Raw genomic sequence first — 18783 nt, forward strand, 5'->3', positions numbered from 1 at the left:
GGCCTAGAGCCGTTCGCCGACCGCAGCGAGAAGTTCGTCGGCCAGGGTGGCCGGGTCGAACGGCATCGACACGACCCGGTCGGCGCCTGCGGCGCGTGCCCCGGTCATGATTCCGTCGACCAGAGCCACCAGAGCATAGATCCGGTTGCGGTCGGGCACGAAGCCGCCGAGCGCGGCCTTCGGGTCGGAGGTGCCGGGTGCAGACAGCACCACGAGCGAGACGTCGATCCGGTTGGCATTCGAGGCCAGCTCGCTCGCCGAGCCGACCCGTTCGGCTGTGAAGCCGGTGTGACGAAGGATCAGGGCGGCCAGTCGCGCGGTGTCTTCGTGAGGAATCCAGACCAGCGCTCGACCGCGATGCTGCACGACGGGCTGGTTGCCCGCCGCCAGGTTGATCATCCGGAGGCCGACCTGATAGTCCGCGCTGGCCGCTTGGCGAAGGTCGCCGGCTTGCTTGATGATATTGCGGATGCGCAGCAGGCTTTCGCGGACCGAGTCGAGGGCGCTCCGATGGTCCGCATCGAGGTTGCGGTCCGCCAGCAGCAACTCGACCTCGGCCGAGGCGCTCATCAGCGGATTGTTGATTTCGTGATGCAGAGTCACCGTCATTTCGCCGATGGCGGCCAGGCGCTCGGCGCGGACCAGTTCCTGCTCGACGGCCGTCTGGGCGGCAGTCAGGGCACGCCGCCGCCGGACCCGTTCGACGATCTGCGGCAACAGCTCGCGCAGGTTGCCGTCTTTGACCAGGTAGTCCTCCGCGCCTGCACGCAAGGCGGCCGCAGCGAGGGTCTCACTGCCCTCGCCTGTTACCATCACGACGGAGGGCGGGTTCGGCCGGGCCACGAGTCGGGGCAGCAGGTCGATGCCGGTGCCGTCGGGCAGCTGGTAGTCGAGCAGGATAATATCGGCATTACTGGAGGCCCTGAGGGCCTCGGCTGCCGAGCTGACGACGGAGATGTGCTCGTAGCCTGCTGCGCTGAGCAGTCGGCGCATGAGGTGCACCATGCTCGCGTCATCATCGACGACAAGCATTTGAACTGTGGCAGGATCAGGCACGCGCGTCGTCGAGGAAGATGAGGGCCTCGCGGCGGGCGACGACCGATTGGAGTGCCCGGTGGACACGCGGATCGATGACGGTCCCGACCAGGTCGCGCAGGCGTTCGATAGCCAGCTCCGGCACCATCTTTTCCTGATAGGGGCGTGAGGTAGTCAGCGCGTCATAGATCTCGACGGCGCCGATGATCCGCGCACCGGCGGGGATTTCGTCGCCGCTCAGGCCGTCGGGGTAACCTTTGCCGTCCCATCGTTCGTGATGGCTGCGCACGACATCGATGATCTGCTTCAAGTGGGCGAGTGGCGCCAGGATCTGTGAGCCTGTAACCGTGTGATTCTTGACGTGCTCGAACTCTTCGTCCGTCAGGGGACCCTGCTTGTTGAGGATCTCTTCGCGGATACCGATCTTGCCGATGTCATGGAGCCGCCCTGCGGTTCGAACCAGCTCGACGCCCTCTTCGTCCATCCCCATTTCGGCGGCCACCGTGGCCGCCATGTCGGCGACACGGGCCGAGTGGCCGCGGAGATAGGGGTCCTTGGCTTCGAGCGCGTTGACGAGCGCTTCGAGCGTGGCAACCGAGATTCGCTCCAGGTTGGCCCGCTCCATCCGCAACTCCGCCGTCCGGATCGCCACCTCTTCCTTGAGCCAATGATTGATCTGCTGACTCTCGATCATGGTATCCCGACGGCGCAGCGCGCGGTGAATTGCGCGGAGCAGGTCGGTCAGATCGACGGGCTTGGTGAGGTAATCCATGGCGCCGCGCTGCATACAGAGCGCAGCGCTGGCGGCGTCGTTGACCGCAGTGAGCATCAGAATGGCGGCGTTGGGCTCGATCTCGAGCACCTTGGGGACCAGGTCGATCCCGTTGGCGTCCGGCATGCGGACGTCGAGGAGCACGCAGGCAATCTTCTGGCGGTGGAGTGCATCGGTGGCTTCGCCGCCGCTTGCCGCGGTGGTGACTTCGTACCCCTGGTGTGTCAGGAAGCGTTTGAGGGCGTTGCGGATCGGTTCCTCGTCGTCGACAACGAGGATCGTGACCGGGCCCTTCGGTGCGCTGGCAAACTGGTACGGTGCGGCGGCTTGTTCCACGAGACGATCGTCTCCCGAGTGTGCCCGTCGTGGATGAATCTGTGACAGTGGCCACTTGCGGGCAAGGTCCACGCCAGCAAGCTACCCGATAAACTCGACCGCGATTCGGTGCGGAATCAGGCCCGCGGCATGGCCGCGGTCGAGCAGCAGCTGGACTGCTTTCCGGCCGCGCTCGCCGTAGTCCACGGTCCACTGATTGACGTACATCCCGACAAAGGTATCAGTCCGCTCGTCGGAGATGCCCCGATTGTACTGTTTGGCGTGGGCCAGGGCGGCGCCGCGGTGTGCCAAGGAGTACTCGATCGAGGCCTTCAGGTCCCGGGCAACCTGGTTCATGACGTCCGGGCCCAGGTCGCGACGGACCACGTTACCACCCAGGGGCAGCGGCAAGCCGGTGTCGGCGAGCCACCAGGCGCCAAGGTCCTCCCAGAGGTGGAGCCCGAGGTCGGTATAGGTCAGCTGACCCTCGTGAATCAGCAGTCCGACCGGGACGTCGCCGCGGAGCACGGCATCCTCGATGGCGTCGAAGGGCATCACGACCGGCTCGAAATCAGGCTGATACAGCTTGAGGGCCAGAAAGGCGGTGGTCAGCGTTCCCGGGACCGCGACCCGTTTGCCGGCAATCGCCTGGCGCGGGTCGGCCGGCTTGGGCTCGGTCGACACCAGGCGGGGTCCGTAGCCATCACCCATGGATGAGCCGCTGGACAGCAGCGCATACTTGTCAGCCAGGTAGGCATAGGCGTGGATCGAGACGGCTGTGACCTCGAGTTCTCCGTGGAGGGCTCGGCGATTCAGTGTCTCGATGTCCTGCAACTCGTGCGTGTAGCTGAGGTTGCCCGTGTCGATCCCGCCAGACGAGAGGCCGTAGAACATGAAAGCGTCGTCGGAATCGGGGGAATGAGCAACACGAATCAGCATGACAAGACTCTTCGAATTAGGGTGCCAAGCCGCCGTCAGCGGCGGTTGGCCTGGGCCCGGTTGCGGAAATCGGTGATGACGGCCTGGTGATCGAGGTACTCGACCCGGTTGGCTGCCATCTCGGCGTCGTAGGCGCGCAGGAAATCGGCGTAGCTGGCGGTGAGAGCCGCCGAGTCGTTCTCGTACTCGGCCACTTCGCCGCGGATCAGGTAGCCGAACAGATGGTTGGGCTGCGCGGCAAGGATCGAGTCGGCTTTGGCTTTGGCGCGGGCAAATTCGCCGACCACGGTGTGGATCATGGCGGCGTGATAGCGGGCGTCGGCGTCGACGTCGTTTGCTGCCAGCAGGCCGTAGGCATCGAGTGCCATCGGGGCAAACATCATGACGGTATCGGCCGAGCGGGCCTCTGCGGCACGCATGACGCGCTCGAACAGGCGGTCGAAGCGCTGTCGCGGCGTCATGTTGCTGATATCCGGCGCACGGCCCGCCGGGGCAGCGGTACCGCCGCTCGATCCGGCGTTGGCCATGGCGGGCGTTGGTGGGGTCGGAGCGTTGCCTCGACCAACGCTGTAAGCCACTGCGGCAACGGACAGCAGTGCGATGAGTCCCGCCACGATCCAGGCGAATCGCTCTTTGCGGGCCCCTACACCTCGGCCCGATTCTGACCCGCATCGGTGACAGAAGCGGGCGCCGGGTGTCAGGTCGCTGCCGCACCCTTCACAGCGACGCTGTCCGGCCCGGGCGCCGCACTGACTGCAGAACTGGCCGGTGAAAGTCGTGCCGCAGCTGGCGCAGGTCGTTGGTGACGAGTTGGTCATAGCGCGAGAAAAGTAAGCGGTTTGGGCCGCCACGGTGAGGGGTGGGTCTGGTGCTGGAACGAACCTTCCGCTACCATCCTATCTTAGGCGAACTGTAAGGACTTATGACACAGCCTACGGCAGCCGAGATTCCCAATGTGTCTGGTGCCCATCACCTGGGCGACCTCGGGCGCGGCGGCGTTACGTGGAAGGTGTATCTCGAAACGAACACGAGCTCGGTCCCTGTCAGGGCCCGGGTGCATTTCGTTTCCGACACGGCGCAGCGGTCGACCGGGTGGATCTTCATCGAACGGACGGAACAGGATCTGCTTCAGCGGTTTCATGAGTTCAGTGCGCTCGAGCTTTGGAGGGTGCTCGAAAGTCTCGCCTGAGCCGCGTCGAGCCCCCGCTGTCCCTCATGCTTCGCTGTTCCGTTCTCTTCGTCGCGGTCGCGTCCATCGCCGCTCCGCTTCTTGCGCAGGTACCCTCCGACTCAGCGGTTCACGACCCGAATCGGATCACCGCCGTGGTGATCGAGACGAGCGACGTCTACACGCAGGAACAAGCCAATACACTGGTCGCCAGGATCCTGAACGGGTTGCACATCACGACGCGGCACGGCGTGATCCGTCGTGAGGTGCTGCTCCGTCCGGGCGAGGTCTACGATTCGGCGCGGGCGGCAGAGACCGAGCGGGGGCTCCGGGCGCTGCGGATCTTCCGCCGAGTGGCGGTCGATTCGGTCCGATCCGACTCGGGCCTGGTCCTCCGGGTTCGGACGCAGGATGCCTTCACGACGCGTTTCGAGTTCTCCATCGTCGGGTCCGACGAGAGTCGGAGTTGGGCCGTCTCGGTCAACGAACTCAATCTCCTCGGTACGGCGACTCGGGTGATGGTTCGGTACCGGCGCACCCCCGATCGCGAGGGCGTCACCACCTCGTTCCAGCGGCATCGCCTGATCGGTGGCCGAGTCGGCCTGACCGCGTTCTACGACAGGCGCAGCGACGGGCATACCGTCTACGGCGACATTGCCCAGCCCTTCTTCTCGTACTCGTCGCCGACCAGCTGGTTCGTTTCCGGCGAGCAGCGTGACGAGCGGGTGCTGCGATTTGCAGAGGGAAATCCCGACCCGGCCGCCATTCTCGAGCGCCGCTTCTGGCTGGCCCGTACCGGGGTGGGGCATGCGCTGTCCCGGTCCCCTTCCGGGTACGTCCGCCTCGGGGTGAATGCGCAGCTGAGGCGTGACGACTATGCCGCCCAGTCGCGGGTCGATACCCTGGGGCGGAGTGTCTCCGGTGCCATCACTCCGTTTGTCCAATGGCGGGCGGCGCGCTTCCTGGTCAGCCAGGACTTCGAGGGCATCGGCCGGCAGGAGGATGTCGACCTGAGCACCGTGGTCCATTTCGGGCTCGGTCTGACCCCCGAGGCCTTCGGCTATCGGGACAATGGCGTTGTGCCCACCCTTTCCGCGTACACCGGCTTGGGCTGGCGTCGGGGGTTTGCGAGGTTTTCCACCTCGGCGCATGCCCGGTTCACCGATGCGGGCGTAGTCGACTCCGGTGCGGTGCACCTGGCCGGCCTCGTCGTCCTGAAACCGGCCCCGCGACAGATGGCCGTCTTTCACGCGGCGAGGGGCTGGCAGAAGAATCCCATGCCCGGGGCGGAGTTCGACCTGGGTCTGGGTCTTGGCCCTCGTGGTTTTCGGGCCCACGCGTTTTCCGGAGACCGCGCGTTTCTGATCGGGACCGAGCTCCGTTATACGGTTTTCGACGATTTCCTCAACTCGGCCGGGCTCGGGGTTGCGGCATTTGGCGAGTATGGCGGAGCCTGGTATGGCGGCGCGCCCGTCCGGGCCGGATACTCGGTCGGGTTGGGACTTCGCTTCGGACTTACGTTTGCCAGTGATCTCTCGCCAGCCCGGCTCGATTTTGCCTACACCGGGGGTGACGGCCTTGACCGTCCGGCCTGGCGGGTGGCTTTCGGCAAGGGGTTTGTGTTCAACACAAACGGTCGGCTGGACCAGTGATCGAGTTTCCCGTAGCTTCTCATTCATGACCGCATCCGAACCTCCGTCCGACCCGTCGCCGGAGCCCGAAGCAAGCCCGGTGGCGGCGGGCCGCAAGCGCTGGCCGGTGGTGCTGGCGGCGGTGATTGTTGTCCCGATTCTGCTCTCGATCATTTACACGGGGTTTGTCCTGACGTGGTCGTATTCGGATGGGGAGCGATCCGGCCAGTTGTACAAGTTTTCCAGGAAGGGCTGGCTCTGTAAGACCTGGGAGGGCGAGCTCAACATCACGCCCACGGCGGCGGCGCCCACGATCTGGCACTTCACCGTCCGTGACGAAGCGATCGTGCCCGAGATTACGGCCATGATCGGGAGGCAGGTGGTGCTTCATTACGGAGAGCACCGTGGGGTGCCCACTCGCTGCTTCGGAGACACCAATTTTTTCGTGTACGGCATCCGGGGGGTGGCTGGAACCCCTTCTGACACCGTGCCGTAGGGAGAGGATCAGAACCTTCCCTTGCCGCGATCAGGCGGCGGTGCCAGTTTTCCGAACTTCCGGCGCCGTAGCCAAGTGGTAAGGCAGAGGTCTGCAAAACCTCCATCACCGGTTCGACTCCGGTCGGCGCCTCTCACCCCCAATGCGCGGGGGATTCATGCAGTTCCGGACCATCACCGTCCTGACGGTGCTGGCCACCACTGTCGGCCACGCTGCCCACCCGGTACCGGGTGCGGCTCAGCCGAGGTCTGCCTCCATCACAGGTCGTGTCGTTTCGGGCTCGGCAGAACGTCCGCTGAGCGGGGTTGGGGTCGTTCTCGTGACCGTCGAACGATCGACCACGACGGACTCCGCCGGTCGGTTTGTCTTTTCAGACCTCGACTCCGGGACCTACCGGATCGAGGCTGTCTTGGAGGGCGCCGCGCCACTGGTGGCGACCTTTACGCTTTCTCAGGGCGAACGTAAGCAGGTCGACTTCCGGATCGATGGTTCCGAGGCCCGGCCGGCGGTCGCGGTGGGCGATTCGGGAATGAGGCCGGCGGTCAGTATCCCGGTCAGCGCGTTCGAGCGTCGCCGTGCCAACGGCAACGGTCGCTACTTCGACCAGGACGATATTCAGGCCCGTCGCCCGCACCGCCTGATCGACCTGCTCCGCCAGCTGCCTGGGGTCCGGATCGATTGTCAGGCAGGCAACTGTTCGGTGCGCCTCAACAACCACCCGCGTGGTTGTGCGCCGGCAGTCTTTCTCGACGAGCAGCGGAGCGTGCTTGCTGCGCTCGACTTTACGGCACCGGCCGACGTCCTCGGCCTGGAGATATACCGTGGCCCGTCAGAGACGCCGCCCGAGTTGAACAACGATCAGGCGCGCTGTGGTGGAGCAATCGCGATTTCGACGCGAAGGGGGTAGGCATGAAAAGCCATTTGATGATCCTCTCTTGCCTGCTGGCGGTGCCCACGATCGGTTTGGTCGATGGGATCGAGCCGATGGTTGCGCAGTCCGGGTCGGGCACCATCAAGGGCGTGGTGATGTCCACATCGCCGCGCCGGCCGCTCGAAGGCGTACGGATTCGGTTGATCGGCACCACCTTCAACGCGGTTTCCGATTCCAAGGGCCGATTTCAGTTCCGTGACCTCGATCCTGGCAAGTATCTGATCGAAGCTGCGGCCATTGGCTTCACCACGATGAACTCCCCGCTGCTCCTGGGCGAACGCGAAACACTCGAACTCGAGTTCCTGGCCAGCTCCGAGGCGGTGCGACTGCCCGATCTGTCGGTCGCCGAGCGGGCGGAGCATGGTCCGCGCGACTGGCTGCGACGCAAGTCCGAGGGACGCGGTCGGTATATCACCAGGCAATTGCTCGAAGAGCGGCAGGTGCGCTACCTGCCGGATGCGTTGCGGATGGTTGCGGGAGTCCGGGTCGAATGCCGAGGGGCGATTTGTCAGGCGCAGATGGTGCGGTCACCGCGGGGTTGCGGGCCTGGCTACTACATCGATGGCATTCCGGCACATCCGTCGGCGCTGTGGCTCACCCCGGTCAGTGAGGTTGAAGGGATCGAGGTCTATTCGGGACCATCGGAAACGCCTCCGGAACTGGAGACGGGCTCGACTCGGTGCGGAGCTATCGCGTTGTGGACCCGACCGCCGCCGCCGCGACGGCCCCGAGAGCCGAAGCCAGAGCCGGAGCCACGGGTGGCCGACTCGACCAACTCTGACTTCGCTGCCCGTCGCTGATCGTCAGCTGGCGGTGAGGGCCGCCATCTTGGTTGCGAGGCCATCGACCGCCGCCTGATAGGACGCGGCGAATTTCGCGAGCCCGTCCTCTTCCAGAAACGCCGTCACCTCCGCGAGGTTGATGCCCCGCTCGGCGAGCTGCCCGAGGCGGTCACCCGCCGTTGCGATCGCGGCATCGATCCGCACGGCGGGGTCGCCGTGATCCCGGTAGGCACTCAAGGTGTCCGGGGGGAGCGTATTGACGGTATCCTCGGCAATCAGGGCCTCGACATAGTAGACGTCGGGCAGGCGCGGATCCTTGGTGCTGGTGGAGGCCCAGAGCGGGCGCTGCCGAGTGGCGCTGTGGGCGGCGAGACGCTGCCAACGCGGGGTCGCAAGCGCGGCTTGGAACGCCTGGTACGCCAACGCGGCGTTCGCGATCGCGATGGTGCTGCGGAGTCCCTCGGCCTTGCTCTGCTGATCGAGCAGATTGTCGATTCGGCTGTCGACGCGGCTCACGAAGAAGCTGGCCACCGAGGCAAGTTTGTTGATCGCGAGCCCGGCCCCGATCCGGGTTTCCAGGCCGGTCAGGTAGGCGTCGATGACGGCCTGATAGCGTTCGACCGAAAACAGCAGCGTGATGTTGACGTTGATCCCGGCAGCTATGCACTCCGTGATGGCCGGCAGACACGCCACGGTGCCGGGGATCTTGATCATTGCATTCGGCCGATCGAGCGCGGTCCAGAGGCGTTTGGCTTCCGCGACCGTCCCCGCCGCATCCTGCGCCAGCGCAGGTGACACTTCCAGCGAGACCAGACCGTCGCGCCCCTCGGTGCTCAGGTAGACCGGGAGGAACGCATCACAGGCGGCTCGGACGTCGGCCACGGCCAGCGATTCGAACACCGCGTCCGGGGTGAGCCCCTCGGCCATGAACCGTCGGACGTCGGCGTCATAGTCCTGACTGCCCGAAATGGCCTTTTCGAAAATGGTCGGGTTCGACGTCATGCCCAGCAGGCCATCGTCGGCGATCAGGGCGGCAAGCGTACCGCTCGCAATCAGCTCGCGCGTGATGAAGTCGTACCAGGGGCTCTGGCCCAGCTGACCCAGGCGAACGAGTGGATTGGTCATGACGCTCTCCGCTGATGAACCCGGCGAACGGCAGCGACAACGCGTTCCCGGGTGAATCCGAACTCTTCGAACAGGCGCTCGCCAGGCGCCGATGCCCCGAAGTGGTCGATCCCGATCGATTCGCCACTGTCCCCGACCCAGGCGAGCCAGCCGAAGGTAGTCGCGGCCTCGATCGAAACCCGGGCCTTGATCGAGGGGGGCAGGATCTGATTGCGGTACTCCGCCGACTGGGCCTTGAAGAGCTCCCAGCTCGGTAGCGAGACGAGTCGGGTTGGCACACCGCTGTCGGCCAGGTCACGGGCGGCCTTGAGCGCGACGCCTACTTCGGAGCCGGTTGCGAGCAGAATCGCTTCTGGCGGCGTGGAGGGCTCGAAGAGAACGTAGCCGCCCATGTGCAGGCCAGCTGCGCTCGCGGCCGAGTGGTCGACGGCGTCCACCTTCTGCCGTGACAGGATCAGCGCAGTCGGGCCATCGACACGCGCAATGGCCGCCCGCCAGGCCTCAGCGGTCTCGGCCGCGCTGCCGGGCCGCAGGACCACGAGGTTGGGGATGCTTCGCAGCATGGCCAGGTGCTCGATCGGCTGGTGCGTCGGTCCGTCTTCGCCGACGCCAATCGAGTCGTGGGTCAGGATGTAGATCGCCGGCAGCCCCATCAGGGCGGCCAGACGGATGGCCGGCTTCACGTAGTCGGCGAAGACGAGGAAGGTGCTGCCGAAGGGGCGGATCCCGCCGTGGGCGGCCATCCCGTTCATGGCGGCGCCCATGGCGTGTTCGCGAATGCCCCAGGCCACCATCTGCCCGGGCCGTCCCGCTTGAAACAGGCTGGCGCCTTTGATGTCGGTGCCCGTGCTGCCCGCGAGGTCAGCGGACCCGCCGACGAGATTCGGCATCACTTGCGCGATGGCGTTGAGCGCGGCGGCCGAGGCCTGCCGGGTGGCGAGGGCGTCCGAGGCACCGTACTTGGGCAGGATCGCTGCCAAGTCGACCGTGACAGTGCCCGACAACCATTGGGTCAGCTCTGCGGCGAGGCCTGGATGAGCTGCCGCGTACCGGGCCCAGGCTGCGTTCCACTCGGCCAATCGGGCCTCGCCCCGGGCTCGGCATTCCGCCCAGTGGGTCCGCGCCTCAGCCGGCACATGGAAGGGCTCCTCGGGCCAGCCGAGAATGGCCTTCGTCGCGGCGATCTCGTCCTTGCCGAGGGGGGCGCCGTGTGAGGCGGCGGTGTTGCGCTTGGTCGGGGCCGGGTCGGCAATCACGGTGCGCAGCACGACGAGACAGGGCTTGTCCGACGGTGCGGCGGCCTCGGTCAGCGCCGCATCGATGGCGCCGAGATCGTTGCCATCGGCAACGGTCAGGACTCGCCAGCCGTAGGCCTCGAAGCGACGCTGAACGTCCTCGGAAAACGATCGGTCGGTCGAACCGTCGATGGTGATCCGGTTGTCGTCGTAAATAACGGTCAGTTTGCCCAGAGCGAGGTGGCCGGCGAGGGAGGCCGCTTCGGCGGCGACGCCCTCCATCAGGTCGCCGTCGCTGGCCAGAACCCAGGTCCGGTGATCGACGATGCTATGGCCCGGCTGGTTGAACCGGCTGGCGAGGAATCGCTCGGCCATCGCCATGCCGACGGCGTTGCCGATGCCCTGGCCGAGCGGGCCGGTGGTCGTCTCGACGCCCGGGGTGTGCCCTCGCTCCGGATGTCCGGGGGTGCGCGAGTTCCACTGCCGGAAATTACGGATCTCCTCGAGCGGGAGATCGTAGCCCGAAAGGTGGAGCAGCGAGTAGAGCAGCATCGACGCGTGGCCGCAGGACAGGACGAAGCGGTCGCGATCGGCCCAGTCCGGTGCACCGGGTGCATGGCGGAGATGGCGATGCCAGAGCACATAGGCCACCGGGGCGAGTGCCATCGGGGTGCCGGGATGTCCCGACTTGGCCTGCTCGACGGCTTCCATCGAGAGGACCCGGATCGCGTTGATGGCGGACCAGGCGGCGGCGCTGGTCAGATCGAGTGACATGGCAGGGGACGGGGCGGAGGCCGACAAGCGCGCTCCTCCTCTATCGAAGCGGAAGGTCGATGGTGACGGATCGCGTCAATATAATCGTCCCGCCCTCCGGACTTCGGGACGAATCTGCGTGCCTGGATCGGGTGACTGGTCGGGCCCCGCAAGTCCCGGAACAGGGCAAACTTGTTATCTTTGCGGTCTGTGCCGAATACCAATCGTCGCCGCCGGGGTGGTCCCGCCCCCAGTGCGGCTCGCAGCTCGGAAACCCTTCGCCGTACCGGCAGCAAATCGTATCAGGCCCACCGGGACGTCCTGATGAGCCGGTTTGGGCCGGTCTGCGCCTATTGCGGCGAGACCTTCGCCCCCGAAGAAATCACGCTGGACCATGTGCAGCCGCGTAAGGGCAAGGTCGCCTACGACCGCTCCGACAACCTCGTGCTTGCCTGCAAGAGCTGCAACGCGGCCAAGGCCGATATGCCTTTTCTTGGCTTTCTGCTCGCGCGTCGTTCGCGGGGGGTGTTCCTGCTGCATTACGGGGAGCACTTGTCCGACGGCATCCGGCAGACCGTGCGGGACCTGGTCGAAAAACCGATCCTTTAGGAATCTGGCAGCGGGGGCAGCTCTCCGGTCGGGTGAGTGCGCACGGACCAGGCCGGGTCGGTGCGCGCCACGGCTGCTGCGTAGCCATCCGGCGCCTCGAGCCAGGCGCCGTGCACCGGCGAGGTTCCCTCGCGGGTCACGATGGTGAACCGGCGGTCCGGGTCGGCCTCATCGAAGGCGACCGAGAAAGCTTCGAGCGGAATCGACAGTCCTCCCCCCATGGTCTTGATGTAGGCTTCCTTGGCAACCCAATACCTGTAGAACAGCGTCCGGTGCAGCGCCGGCGCGGCATCCGCCAGGCGCTGCCGTTCGCTTGGTGAGAAGACGGTTTCGGCCAGCTCCAGCAGGTCGAAGTGGTCGTGCCCGTGTTCGATGTCGACGCCGACCTCATGGTCGAGGGTCAGGGCAATCAGCACCAGCGAGCCCGAGTGCGACAAGTTGAATCGGATTCGGCTCTCGTGGCTTGGCGCCAGTGTCGGCTTGCCGTGGGGGCCTTCGAGGATCTCGACCAGCTCGGTGGCAATGCCCAGGTAGCCACCAAGCAGGTGACGGAGGGTGCCCCTGCCGGTGAGGTAGGTCGAACGGTCCTTCTCAAAAACGAATCGGGCCGCCCGCTTCCGTTCCGCGGTGCTCAGCGCCGCCTGCAGGGTCGCGGGGACGGAGGCCGGAACCTGAATCAGCCACACGTCGACGCGGTCAGGGCTGAGCTGCGGCTCGTGCTTCACGATGCTCGCTTGGTCGCCAGTCGTCCACAATCTGGCCGTAGTCCAGCTTGATGACCCGGTCGCCCAGGTGAAAGTACCGGTCGTCGTGTGTGATCACGACGACGGTCTTTCCGCGCGCCTTGAGTTCGGGCAGCAGTCGCGCGTAGAAGATCTCACGGTAACCGGGATCCTGATCGGCGGCCCACTCGTCGAAGACGTAGATCGGTCGGTCTTCGAGGTAAGCTGCCATCAGGGCCAGCCGGCGCTTCTGGCCCTGCGAAAGTGCGGTGGTCGAGAGTACGCCGTCCTGAACGGTGACCTTGTCCTGAAGTCCCAGGAGGGCAAGGTAGTCTCGTGCGCGGCTGTCGACATCAGCGCCGGCCAGGCCGGTGACGTCTCCGAAGAGGTGGAAATCCGAAAAGACAGCGGCAAAGTGCTCGCGGTAGCTCTCTCGATTGGCTCCCGTAACCTCGTGCTCGTTGATTCGGATGGTGCCTTGCTGCGGCGGGTACAATCCCGTGAGCAGCTTGACGAAGGTGGATTTGCCGCTGCCGTTGCCTCCAATGATGAAAACCATCTCGCCGGGGTGGAGTGAGAGGTCGATCGGCCCGATCGCAAAGCCGCCGTTGCTGCTGCCGTCACGGTAGCTGAACGAGACATTGCGCAGGTCGATAGTGGCGCCGTGGGTCGTTCCGCTGGGTATCGGGGCGTCTTCTGCCACCTGTTCGAGCGACAACCCCAGTTCGTCGATACGCGCAAGGGCGGTCTGTCCGCGATGAAAGACCGGGAGCGCGCTAAGCATGGCCCAGACCGGCCCCATGGCGTAGAGTGCCACAAAAGCGAAGCCTGTCAGTGAGCGGGTCGACGTTTCGAACACTGCCGGCAGGCCGAACAGCATGATACCCATGATCAGGAAGAACATGCTCTGGGTCCAGCCGTCTGCCGCGAGGTAGTGACGTGCTGCGTCCAGGTTGAGATTCTTGAGGCGTTCGGTTGCGGCGGGAACCTGGCTGGCGAGGAGGTGGTCGCGTCGGGCCCGGTTCATCTTGAGCTCCTTGATGCCCTCCGTGATGGTGCGGTAATGCCGGAAGAGCACATCCCGTTCGCGTCGCGCGGCGGTGATCGGTCCGGACGCGCGCCGCATCAGGACTCGGTAGCCAAGGGCGCCGAGCGCTCCGAACACCACGAGGGCCAGGGCGGAAGGCCAGGAGAGCACCGCGAGATAGAGCGTGCACCCCAGCAGGACGGCGGCGTTGGTAATCACCGTCGGGATTGCCTGCACGGCGGCCGACAGGGTTCCGACGTCGTCCGTCAGGGTGGTCATGATGCGGGGCGCCCCGATCCGCTCGAGGGTTCGAAAGGGCGTTTCGATCACGCGACTGCTGAGCCGGTTGCAGAGGCGCAGAATCGCTTCCTGGGCATACGTGACCAGGTTCCATTGTGCGATCAGGTTGGTTGCGACCCGGGCTATCGCCACTGCAATGAAGCCCAGGATGATGAGCATGGGCCGGGTGGTGTGGAGGGCGGCGTTGACCAGTGCGACGAATCCCGCGCTGGCGAGACCTCCGACGACGCCGGCCAGGATGACGGTGATGATGCCCTGGCGGCCGGTCCGGAAGAGAAAGCGGAACAGGTTCATGCGGGCTCCGCATCGCGTCCGGCAGGATCGGACGGCAGGGAACGGTCGAGCACGTCGGCCAGGCGCTTGCCCAGCAATTCGACGTGGGGTCGGGTCAGCATCAGACCGGAATCACCGCCGCCGATCGGGATGACTTCCTGGCCAAGGGTGGCGCGGTCGGCCCAGGCCAGGCGGCGGTCGCCCAGCTCGCCGTCGGGCGGCCGATCCGAGAAGAAGTGGACGATGCGACCCCGAAACGTGCCCGGCCGGTGCCGCTTCATGGCGAAGTAGTTGGCGTGCTGAACCGAGGTGCGTGTCGCTTCCTGGGCACGCCTTTCTCGAACCGGCTCGTGGGACGTTGCGGCGGGCCGGACGAACACGGCGCGAAGCCGCGCCCAGCGCCGGTCGGCCGGCAGGTTCCACCAAGTGAGCCCGCGATTTGCGAGACTGGCTACCGCGCGAAGGGGCTTGTGGCGACCCATCAAGAGGCCGAGCCGGTCCCGCCAGCCCAGCGGGCGCGGCGCCGGCACGTCGAGCAGCGCCAGGAGGGCCACCTCTTCGCCGGCGCGCTGCAGTTCGACGGCGATGGTGTGGGCGACGATTCCACCCATGCAGCCGCCGCCCAGGTGGTAGGGACCGTGCGGCTGGATGGTCCGGATCTCGATCAGGTAGCGGCGCGCCATCTCGTCGATGCTCGAGAGCGGAGGCGTACGGCCGTCGAGGCCGATGGCCTGGAGGCCGTAGAACGGCTGATCGGGTCCGAGCTCGCGTGCCAGGTCGAAATAGTTGAGCACGTTGCCGCCGATTCCGTGGACGCAGAAGAACGGTGCCCGGGTGCCCTGGGTGGTGATCGGAGCCAGCGCGCCTTCCGGGCCGGCTCGCTGTTCGCTACGCAGCACGTCGGCCAGTTGCGCCACCGTGGGCGCGGCGAGCAGCGTGGCGAGCGACAGGCGCTTGCCGAAGTGCTTCTCCACCAGCGCAAACAAGCGGACGGCCACGAGCGAGTGTCCGCCCAGCGCGAAGAAGTCGTCGTGCACACCGACCGCGGGCAGGTCCAGCACCTCTTCCCAGAGGCGGGCAAGGCGGAGTTCGACGGCATCGCGGGGCAGCACGCGATCGGCGTCCGTCGCGGCGGGCTCGAGGTCGGGCAGCGCGCGGAGGTCGATCTTGCCGTTCGGTGTCCGCGGCAGCGCAGCCAGAGTACCGAGCGTGCTCGGAATGCAGTAGGTCGGGAGCCGGCTCGCCAGGTGGCGGCGAATCGCGTCCGCCGGGGGCTCGGCGTCCCAGGTGCCGCCGAGGTAGCCCACCAGGCTGGGGTCCCCGGAGGCATCGGGTCGGGTCAGTGCCACGGCCTCTCGGGCGCCCGGGAAGGAGGCCAGCGCTGCTTCGACGTCACCCAGTTCAATCCGGTAGCCGCGCACCTTGACCTGACGGTCGCCGCGGCCGAGGAACTCGACCTGACCATCCAGGCGATAGCGGCCGAGGTCGCCGGTGCGATAGACGCGATCGCCTGGGGAATTCGTGAACGGGTTGCTGTGGAATCGCGCCGCCGTGTGGGCCGGGTCGCCGAGGTACCCGGCCGAGAGATGCGGAGTGCGGACCACGATTTCGCCGGGCTCTCCGATGCCCGCGAGGCGCCCGCCGACGGTCACGACGAGGAGCTGGACGCCGTCGATACCCTGTCCGAGCGGGATCGGTCCGGTCGGCACGCCGTCGGGGACGTCGTAGACGCCCATGGCCTGCGGAGTTTCGGTGGTGCCGTAGAAGTTCACCGCCTGCGCTGCGGGCGCGAGCTGTCGCAGGATGGCGACGTGGCGTGCCGTGAGCCGGTCGCCGCCGAAGCAGACCAGGCGGAGGTCCGGCCAGGCCGCGTTGCTGTCCTCGGCCCCCGCGGCCACCAAATCGAGCATCGGCGGTGTCAGGTGCGCAACCGTGATCCGCTCAGCGCGCATCCAGGCACGCAGCGCGCCGGGTCGGGTGAAGTCGGCCGGGTCGGGGATGGCGCTGGTGCCGCCGATCCAGAGAGGCGTCAGGAGGTCGCGGAGGAGCGGGTCGTGCGCCAGCCCCGAGAGCAGTGAGACGCGGTCGTCGGGGTCGAGTCCGTACCGCTCTGCCTCCCAGGCCACGAAGTGGGCCAGGGGGCCGTGGGTGCCCACGATGCCGCGCTGCCGGCCGGTCGTGCCCGAGGTGAACGCCACGTAGGCAACGGTGTTCGCTCCAATGGCAAGGGCTGGAGCCGTTGCCGAGACATCGGCCAGCAGGTCGCCGATTGGGGTGGTCGAGGCGAGGGTCAAGCGAATGGCGAGCCCGGCGGCCTCGAGAGCGTCGGCGAGTGCCTCAGGTATCGGGCCGGCTGCGTCGAGGGCGATCCATCCGCGCGGCGCCGCTTGTGCGAAGCAATCGAGCAGGCGGCTGGCCGGGTAAGCCGGGTCGAGGATCGTGAACGCCGCGCCGGCTCGGAGAATGCCGAGCACGGCGAGTGTCAGGGCGGGATCTCGCTGCGCATAGATGGCCACCACGTCGCCCGGCCCCAGGCCGGCGGCGGTGAGACGGTTGGCGATTCGGTTGACGGCCTGGTCGACCTCACGGTACGTCCAGGCGATGCCTGCGCCCCGTATGGCGATCCCGTCCGGTCTCCGAGCGGCGTGACCGGCGACCCGGTCGACGATCGATTCCGTCACCGCCGCCGCCAGCGGCTGGGTGGGGTCCGGTAGCCGGGCAGCGGCGGCCGGCGTTACCAGGCTCAGCTCGGTGATCGGGCGGTCGGGATGGGTTGTCAGCACCTGAAGAGCCTGATGGTACTGGTCCAGCATCTCGCCGATGCGCGCGTCGTCGAACAGGTCCGCGTTGTAGACCAGCACGAAGCGATAGCCCGGCCGAAGTTCCTGCGCATAAAATGTCAGGTCGAACTTGGCTTCGTCGGGCACGCCGCCGCGGGGCTCGATGGCGATGTCCGGCAGCTGGAAGGTGTCGGCGGCGAATCCCAGCAGGTTGAAGAACACCTGGAACAGCGGGGTGCGGCTCGGATCGGGCGGCGGTTTGAGTTCAGCCACCACCCGTTCGAAGGGGACGTCCTGATGCGCGTGCGCTTCGCGCGTCCGGGTACGCACCTGGTGGAGCAGGTCGCGGAAGGTAGGTTGGCCGCCCAGATCGGCTCTGAGCACCACGGTATTGACGAAGAATCCGATCAGATGCTCCGTCTCCGGGCGGCTCCGCCCCGCATAGGGCGATCCGATCAGAATGTCGTCCTGTCCGGAGAGCCGGTGCAACACCGTGGCGAATGCGGCAAGCAACCCGACGAACGGCGTGGTCTGTTCCGACCGGCAGAGCGCCGCCAAGGCCTGCTCGGCCGGGCCGGTGACCTCGAGGGATCGCCGGCCAGCCCGGAAGGTGCGGACCGGCGGCCGCGGCCGGTCGGTGGGCAGCTCGAGTGCCGCGGGTGCGCCCGTCAGCCGTTCCCGCCAGTAGCCCAGGTGCGGACTGGACGCCTCGCCCTCCGCCCATTCGCGGTGCCAGACGGCAAAGTCGCGGTACTGGATCGGCAACTCCGGCAGGTCCGCAGCCTGGCCGGTGACCCGAGCCCGATACGAGGCGACGAGTTCACGGAGGAATACCTGGACCGACCACCCGTCGGAGATGATGTGGTGGAACACCATCACGAAGATGTGATCCGCCGGGCCTGCGGTGATCAGGGCCGTGCGGAACAGCGGACCGGCCCGCAGATCGAACGGCGCGGTCATCAGTCGCTCGGCCGCAGCCCAGGCAGCGGCGTCGCGATCGGCTGCCGCGTTCAGGTCGATTCGTTCGATGGGCACAGCGTCGGGCGCATCGACGATCTGGCGGGGGCCAGCCTCGCCCGCGGTAAAGTGGGTGCGGAGCGTCTCATGACGCCGGATGATCTCGCGGAGCGCCGCCTCGAATGCCGCGAGGTCGAGTGGGCCGCGTAGCCGGAAGGAAAACGGGATGGTGTACGCCGTGCCATCGGGCTGCAGCTGGTCGATCAACCAGAGTCGTTCCTGGTTGAACGACAGTGGGGCAGAGGCGTCCCGATCGGTCAGGGTGGGAATGCTGCGAGGCCGGTCGGGCGTGGCGGCCGAGCGCTCCAGCAACAGCTTGCGCAGCAGCTCGCGCTTCTCCGCCACCGAGCCCGGGGTACCGGATGGCGATGTCATCGGCTGATCGGCGACGTGGGGTCGGGCACGCTCAATGAGACCGGTCTCCCAAACACAGGTACGACGAACCGACACCAGCGTCCTCGACGCGAAGGTGGCGATGGCCCGAACGATGAACCCCGAACGAGGATAGCAGCAAGCCCGCCGTAAAGCGCAAGTTCCATGCACCCGCCTGCATATATCGACAGATGTCGGATGCGGGCGACAGTGTCTCGGCCTGGAGTGCCGTTATGAGTGCAATTCGCGTCACTCCGGTCCAAATTTCCCGGTCGTACTGACCCCGTGACCCTGCGGGTGACCTGAGCCTGATTTCCTGAGTTCGGTTCGTGTTCGCAAGTCTTTGTGAAGAAATCACTTACAATAGAAACAGCAGCCTGTTATCCGGATGCTCCAACGCCGACAAACACAGTCCGAGTGTCGAACTGTCGCAACATAGTTTCTGCCGGTGTTGCCAAGGCGCCTCACTCGGCGCAATACTCGTGATTGTTGCCACGTGAT

The 18783-nt window shown here is 66.4% G+C and carries 15 protein-coding genes and 1 tRNA gene; 7 read left to right on the forward strand and 9 right to left on the reverse strand.

Translation table 11 applies throughout. The features are described 5' to 3' along the window. Positions 1-3 precede the first annotated feature (3 nt). The 4 genes from KF785_01775 to KF785_01790 form a co-directional block, all read right to left on the reverse strand. Positions 4-993, reverse strand: a complete 990-nt coding sequence (locus KF785_01775; GenBank protein MBX3145473.1) for a response regulator — start codon at positions 991-993, stop codon at positions 4-6. A 55-nt stretch (positions 994-1048) separates the two neighbouring features. Then, entirely contained in the window at positions 1049-2143 is a 1095-nt protein-coding gene (locus tag KF785_01780; GenBank protein MBX3145474.1) for a response regulator, read from the reverse strand. Positions 2144-2224: 81 nt separating this feature from the next. Beyond that, a complete protein-coding gene (locus tag KF785_01785) occupies positions 2225-3061 on the reverse strand; it encodes a hypothetical protein (protein MBX3145475.1) in 837 nt (278 codons plus the stop codon). Between the two features lie 35 nt (positions 3062-3096). After that, a complete protein-coding gene (locus KF785_01790; GenBank protein MBX3145476.1) occupies positions 3097-3675 on the reverse strand; it encodes a hypothetical protein in 579 nt (192 codons plus the stop codon). 308 nt (positions 3676-3983) lie between these two features. On the opposite strand from KF785_01790, the gene KF785_01795 reads away from it, so the two are divergent. The 6 genes from KF785_01795 to KF785_01820 all read left to right on the forward strand — a co-directional run bounded on the left by KF785_01795 (position 3984) and on the right by KF785_01820 (position 8087). Further along, positions 3984-4250, forward strand: coding sequence for a hypothetical protein (locus KF785_01795; protein MBX3145477.1), 267 nt, complete (start codon positions 3984-3986; stop codon positions 4248-4250). A 26-nt stretch (positions 4251-4276) separates the two neighbouring features. After that, entirely contained in the window at positions 4277-5881 is a 1605-nt protein-coding gene (locus KF785_01800; GenBank protein ID MBX3145478.1) for a hypothetical protein, read from the forward strand. Between the two features lie 25 nt (positions 5882-5906). Then, positions 5907-6356 carry a hypothetical protein gene (locus KF785_01805; GenBank protein ID MBX3145479.1) on the forward strand — a complete coding sequence of 150 codons (450 nt, stop codon included), beginning with the start codon at positions 5907-5909 and terminating at the stop codon, positions 6354-6356. Positions 6357-6417: 61 nt separating this feature from the next. Further along, positions 6418-6488: transfer RNA gene (locus KF785_01810), tRNA-Cys, on the forward strand. A 25-nt stretch (positions 6489-6513) separates the two neighbouring features. After that, on the forward strand, positions 6514-7263 hold the full coding sequence (locus tag KF785_01815) for a carboxypeptidase regulatory-like domain-containing protein (GenBank protein ID MBX3145480.1): 750 nt from the start codon (positions 6514-6516) through the stop codon (positions 7261-7263). A gap of 17 nt (positions 7264-7280) precedes the next feature. Further along, entirely contained in the window at positions 7281-8087 is an 807-nt protein-coding gene (locus KF785_01820) for a TonB-dependent receptor (GenBank protein MBX3145481.1), read from the forward strand. 3 nt (positions 8088-8090) lie between these two features. On the opposite strand, the gene tal is transcribed toward KF785_01820, so the two are convergent. Both tal and tkt read right to left on the reverse strand, forming a co-directional pair. Beyond that, positions 8091-9194, reverse strand: a complete 1104-nt coding sequence (tal, locus tag KF785_01825) for a transaldolase (GenBank protein MBX3145482.1) — start codon at positions 9192-9194, stop codon at positions 8091-8093. Continuing rightward, entirely contained in the window at positions 9191-11203 is a 2013-nt protein-coding gene (gene tkt / locus KF785_01830) for a transketolase (protein MBX3145483.1), read from the reverse strand. Before tkt ends, tal begins: the two co-directional genes overlap by 4 nt. 303 nt (positions 11204-11506) lie before the next feature. Here tkt and KF785_01835 point away from each other — a divergent pair, with 303 nt between their 5' ends. Further along, positions 11507-11791, forward strand: a complete 285-nt coding sequence (locus tag KF785_01835) for an HNH endonuclease (GenBank protein MBX3145484.1) — start codon at positions 11507-11509, stop codon at positions 11789-11791. Here KF785_01835 and KF785_01840 read toward each other — a convergent pair. The 3 genes from KF785_01840 to KF785_01850 are packed head-to-tail and all read right to left on the reverse strand — an operon-like array spanning position 11788 to position 18285. Continuing rightward, the gene (locus KF785_01840) at positions 11788-12516 is read right to left on the reverse strand and encodes a 4'-phosphopantetheinyl transferase superfamily protein (GenBank protein MBX3145485.1); all 729 of its coding nucleotides are present in this window, start codon (positions 12514-12516) and stop codon (positions 11788-11790) included. The two genes, KF785_01835 and KF785_01840, sit on opposite strands and share 4 nt — an antisense overlap. Further along, complete coding sequence (locus KF785_01845) at positions 12488-14134, reverse strand: cyclic peptide export ABC transporter (GenBank protein ID MBX3145486.1); 1647 nt, start codon at positions 14132-14134, stop codon at positions 12488-12490. The genes KF785_01840 and KF785_01845 overlap by 29 nt, the downstream gene beginning before the upstream one ends. Then, positions 14131-18285, reverse strand: coding sequence for an amino acid adenylation domain-containing protein (locus tag KF785_01850; protein ID MBX3145487.1), 4155 nt, complete (start codon positions 18283-18285; stop codon positions 14131-14133). Before KF785_01850 ends, KF785_01845 begins: the two co-directional genes overlap by 4 nt. Positions 18286-18783 lie beyond the last annotated feature (498 nt).

The organism is Gemmatimonadales bacterium, assembly GCA_019637315.1.
GTDB lineage: Bacteria > Gemmatimonadota > Gemmatimonadetes > Gemmatimonadales > GWC2-71-9 > SHZU01.

Excerpts from the sequence above, each read along its gene's own strand:
- KF785_01835 (MBX3145484.1), top strand. The coding sequence starts at position 11,507 with ATGAGCCGGTTTGGGCCGGTCTGCGCCTATTGCGGCGAGACCTTCGCC.
- KF785_01845 (MBX3145486.1), bottom strand. The coding sequence starts at position 14,134 with ATGAACCTGTTCCGCTTTCTCTTCCGGACCGGCCGCCAGGGCATCATC.
- KF785_01795 (MBX3145477.1), top strand. The coding sequence starts at position 3,984 with ATGACACAGCCTACGGCAGCCGAGATTCCCAATGTGTCTGGTGCCCAT.
- KF785_01815 (MBX3145480.1), top strand. The coding sequence starts at position 6,514 with ATGCAGTTCCGGACCATCACCGTCCTGACGGTGCTGGCCACCACTGTC.
- KF785_01800 (MBX3145478.1), top strand. The coding sequence starts at position 4,277 with ATGCTTCGCTGTTCCGTTCTCTTCGTCGCGGTCGCGTCCATCGCCGCT.
- tkt (MBX3145483.1), bottom strand. The coding sequence starts at position 11,203 with ATGTCACTCGATCTGACCAGCGCCGCCGCCTGGTCCGCCATCAACGCG.
- KF785_01775 (MBX3145473.1), bottom strand. The coding sequence starts at position 993 with ATGCGCCGACTGCTCAGCGCAGCAGGCTACGAGCACATCTCCGTCGTC.
- KF785_01820 (MBX3145481.1), top strand. The coding sequence starts at position 7,281 with ATGATCCTCTCTTGCCTGCTGGCGGTGCCCACGATCGGTTTGGTCGAT.
- KF785_01785 (MBX3145475.1), bottom strand. The coding sequence starts at position 3,061 with ATGCTGATTCGTGTTGCTCATTCCCCCGATTCCGACGACGCTTTCATG.
- tal (MBX3145482.1), bottom strand. The coding sequence starts at position 9,194 with ATGACCAATCCACTCGTTCGCCTGGGTCAGCTGGGCCAGAGCCCCTGG.
- KF785_01850 (MBX3145487.1), bottom strand. The coding sequence starts at position 18,285 with ATGACATCGCCATCCGGTACCCCGGGCTCGGTGGCGGAGAAGCGCGAG.
- KF785_01805 (MBX3145479.1), top strand. The coding sequence starts at position 5,907 with ATGACCGCATCCGAACCTCCGTCCGACCCGTCGCCGGAGCCCGAAGCA.